2 protein-coding genes and 1 pseudogene are annotated in these 4376 nt (G+C 65.5%); all 3 read right to left on the bottom strand.

Going from position 1 to position 4376, the window contains the following annotated elements; all coding sequences use genetic code 11:
- Positions 1-136 (bottom strand): annotated as a pseudogene (locus tag ACXJKH_RS15975) (IS3 family transposase); the annotation flags it as partial.
- A gap of 115 nt (positions 137-251) precedes the next feature.
- The gene (locus tag ACXJKH_RS15970) at positions 252-3425 is read right to left on the bottom strand and encodes a multidrug efflux RND transporter permease subunit (RefSeq protein WP_256774557.1); all 3174 of its coding nucleotides are present in this window, start codon (positions 3423-3425) and stop codon (positions 252-254) included.
- A gap of 15 nt (positions 3426-3440) precedes the next feature.
- Positions 3441-4376: efflux RND transporter periplasmic adaptor subunit (locus ACXJKH_RS15965; protein WP_457320758.1), on the bottom strand; the 936-nt coding region annotated here is incomplete at its 5' end.

The following is a 4376-nucleotide window of genomic DNA, read 5'->3' as shown; positions in this document are numbered from 1 at the left end:
CAGTGCTCCGTCCTTGGATCCCGTATCGCTCCTGGGCCTTTTTGTAGGTCAGTTCCCCGCGCTCGACCTGGTCGACCACCGACAATTTGAAGGCCAGCGAGTAATCCCGCTGGCTGCGCCTGAGTGTTGAATCCATTGAACATTCCTCTTCCTGTGGGAAAAGGTGTCAACCCAATTCAGGACGGGTCACCGCCCACAAAAAAGCCCCGGCTCGCGCCGGGGCTTTTCCGTTTCAGGGCGTTACCGCCGGATCAACGATCCGGACGGTGCGCCGTGTTCGCTTCGCCCTGGCGCTCCAGGAACTCCTTGGACGGTTCGTCCAGCTTGTCGCCCAGCATACGGCGGACCACCACGAAGAACACCGGAATCATCAGCAGACCCAGGAAGGTGGCGAACACCATGCCGCCGATCACGCCGGTACCGATGGCGTGACGCGCGTTGGCGCCGGCACCGGTGGAGATGGCCATCGGCACCACGCCCATGATGAAGGCGAACGAGGTCATCAGGATGGGACGGAAACGCAGGCGCGAGGCTTCGATGGTCGCTTCGCGCAGGTTCTTGCCCGCCGCCCGCTGTTCCACCGCGAACTCCACGATCAGAATCGCGTTCTTGGCCGCCAGGCCGATCACCGTGATCAGGCCGATCTTGAAGTACAGATCGTTGGGCAGGCCGCGTGCCAGCGAGAACGCCAGCGCACCGAGCACGCCCAGCGGCACCACCAACAGCACCGCCACCGGGATCGACCAGCTCTCATACAGCGCGGCCAGGCACAGGAACACCACCACGATGGACAGCACCAGCAGCAGGGTGGCCGCGTTGCCCGCCAGGATTTCCTGGTAGGACATGCCCGACCAGTCGTAACCGAAGCCGGCCGGCAGGTCGTCGCTGACGATCCGTTCCATCGCCTGCATCGCTTCACCCGAGCTGCGCCCGGCGGCCTGCGAACCGACGATGTTCACCGCCGAATAGCCGTTGTAGCGGCTCAGCGACGGCGGCGCGGACACCCACTCGGACTTCACCACGGTGCTCAGCGGGATCATCGCCTGCGTGCCGTCGGGATTGGTCTGCAGGGTGCTGGGCGTGTAGAAGCTGTTCAACGACTCCGCGCCGGTGCGGTACGGGCCATCGGCCTGCAGGGTCACGCGCTTGATGCGGCCTTCATAGAAGAAGTCGTTGACGTACACCGGGGCCAGCATCAGCTGGATGGTGCTGTACACGTCCGACACCGACAGGCCCATGGTCTGCGCCTGCACGCGGTCCACGTGCAACTGCAGCTGCGGCGCGTTTTCCAGGCCGTTGGGGCGCACGCCGGTCAGCAGGTCGCTTTCCTGTGCGGCCTTGCCGAGCAGGATGTTGCGCGCCTGCGTCAGCTGGTCGTAGCCGGCACCGCCACGGTCCTGCAGCCACATGTCGAAGCCGCCGAACTGGCCCAGGCCCTGCACGGTGGGCAGGTTGACCACGAAGATCTGCGCTTCCTTGATGCCGTAGAACGCGCCGTTCATGTTGTTGATGAACTCGGGCACGGTGACGTCGCGGTCGGCCCACGGCTTGAGCCGGATGAAGCCCATGCCGACGTTTTCGCCGGAACCGACGAAGCTGAAACCGGCCACCTGCAGCATGCCCTCGAAGCCATCCTGCTTCTCCAGCACGCCACGCATCTGCGCGAACGCCGCGTTGGTCTGCGACTTGGTCGAGCCCGGCGGCAGCTGCACGATCGCCAGCGCATAGCCCTGGTCTTCCTCGGGCAGGAAGCTGCCCGGCATGCGCGTGAACAGGAAACCGCACAGCGCGGTGAGCACCACGAACAGGATCATCCAGCGCGGGGCATGCTTCACCGCCGAGGTGATATGGCCGACGTAGGTGTTGCTGACCTTGTCGTAGTACTTGTTGAAGGTGCGGTAGACGACGTTCGGATTGTCGTTGTGCGTGGGCTTGAGGAAGGTCGCGCACAGCGCCGGGGTGAAGCCCAGCGCCAGGAACGCCGAGAACGCCATGGCGATGGCGATGGTCAGCGCGAACTGCTTGTAGATTTCGCCGGCCGCACCGCCCTGCAGGGCCGAGGGAATGAACACCGCCGCCAGCACCACGGTGATGGCTACCACCGCGCCGGTGATCTGGGTCATGGCCTTCTGGGTGGCGGCCTTGGGCGGCAGCTTCTCCTCGGTCATGATGCGTTCGACGTTCTCGATGACCACGATGGCGTCATCGACCACGATGCCGATCGCCAGCACCATCGCAAACAGGGTCAGCTGGTTGATGGTGAAACCGATGATGCTCATGCCCAGGAACGTGCCGAGCAGGGCCACCGGGATGACCAGGGTCGGGATCAGGGTGGCGCGGAAGTTCTGCAGGAAGATCAGCATCACCAGGAACACCAGCACGACCGCTTCGATCAGGGTCTTGACCACTTCCTCGATCGAGATCTTGACGAAGGTGGTGCTGTCGTACGGCGAGAACCAGCTGACACCGGCCGGGAAGCTCGGGGACAGTTCGTCCATCTTGGCGGTGACCGAATTGGCCACGTTCAAGGCGTTGGCGCCCGGCAGCAACTGGATCGCGAAGGCACCGGTGGGCTTGCCGTTGTACTGGGTGTCAAAGCCGTAGTTGTTCGCACCGAAGGCAATACGTGCGATGTCCTTGAGCAGCACGCGCGAGCCGTCGGCATTGGCGCGCAGGATGATGTTCTCGAACTCCTGCGGCGAGCTGAAGCGGCCTTCGGCCGAGACCGTGGCGGTGAAGTAGTGGCCTTCCGGGGACGGATCCGAGCCCAGCGAACCGGCCGCGAACTGCACGTTCTGGTCCTTGATCGCGGCCAGYACCTGGCTGGCGGACAGGCCGTAGCCCTGCATCTTTTCCGGGTTGAGCCAGATGTTCATGGCGTACTCGGAACCGAACTGCTGGGTGCTGCCGACGCCGGGAATACGCGAGATCTGGTCGAGCACGCGCGAACCGACGATGTCGTTGAGCGCATCCCGGTTGATGGAGGCATTGTCGGACTGCAGCGCCACCACCATCAGGAAGCCGGCGTTGGCCTTGGCCACCACCACGCCCTGCTGGGTCACCTCGGTGGGCAGGCGGGGGGTTGCCAGCGACACCTTGTTCTGCACCTGGACCTGGGCGATGTCCGCATCGGTGCCGGTCTCGAAGGTCAGGGTGATGGTGACGCGGCCGTTGGAGGCCGAGGAAGAGCTGAAGTACAGCAGGTGATCGATACCGGTCAGCTGCTGCTCGATCACCTGGGTGACCGACTTTTCGGCGGTGTCGGCGCTGGCGCCGGGGTAGGTGGCGCTCACCGTCACCTGGGGCGGTGCGATGCTTGGATAGGACTCCACGCCCAGGCCAAGGATCGAGATCACGCCCGCAAGCGAGATCAGGATCGCGACCACCCAGGCGAAGACCGGGTGTTCAATGAAAAATTTAGGCATGACGGATGATTCCCGTTATTGCTTGTTCGGTTCGGCAGCCGGAGCGGCGCCGGACGTTTCGGCAGCGGCGTCGGCTGGGGCGGCGGCGTCAGGCTTGGCGGCAGCCGCCGGAGCGGCCCCTGCCGGCGCAGCACCTGCCGGGGCCTGGCCATTGGCGTTGGCGGCGTTGGGGTTCCACGGGGCCGCCTTGGCCGGCGCGCCTTCCTTGACCTTCTGCACACCGGCCACGATCACCTGGTCGCCCGGTTCAAGGCCACCGCTGACCAGCCAGCTGCTGCCCTGCTGGCCTTCGCTCTTGACGTTCTTGCGGGCGACCTTGCCATCCTTGCCGACCACCAGCACGTAGCCGCCGGTGGTGTCGCGCTGCAGTGCCTGCAGCGGGACCAGGTAAGCGTTGTTGCGCTCGCCCAGGGTCGCCTGGAAGCTGACGAAGGCACCCGGCAGCAGGATCTGCTGCGGATTGGGCAGCACCGCGCGCAGCGACACCGCGCCGGTGGCCGGGTCGACCGTGGTCGAGGAGAAGTCCAGCGTACCCGGCTGGTCGTAGACGGTGCCGTCGGACAGCTTGACCTGCACGGTCGACTTGCCGTCACCGCTCAGCGCCACCTGGCCCTTGGCCTGCGCCGCGCGCATCTGGGTCAGCTCGTCCACGCTCATCGAGAAGTTCACGTACAGCGGATCGAGCTGGTCCACGGTGGTGAGCAGGGTCACATCGCCCTGGCCAACCAGCGCGCCTTCGGTGACCTGCTGCTTGCCRGCGCGGCCGCTGATCGGCGCGGTGACTTCGGCGTAGCCGAGGTTGATCTTCGCGCTGGTCAGGGCGGCCTGGGCCTGCTGCACGGCCGCTGAGGCGGTGCGTTCGGTGGCCTCGGCGGCGTCCAGGTCAGACTTGGATACGTACTGCTGCGGGGCCAGCGATCGGGCGCGGTTGGCGGCGGCCTTGGCGTTGGC

This window comes from Stenotrophomonas sp. P5_B8, assembly GCF_054049855.1.
Note: the sequence above shows the minus strand (reverse complement) of the source record. Positions and strands in the feature narration are given on the sequence as shown.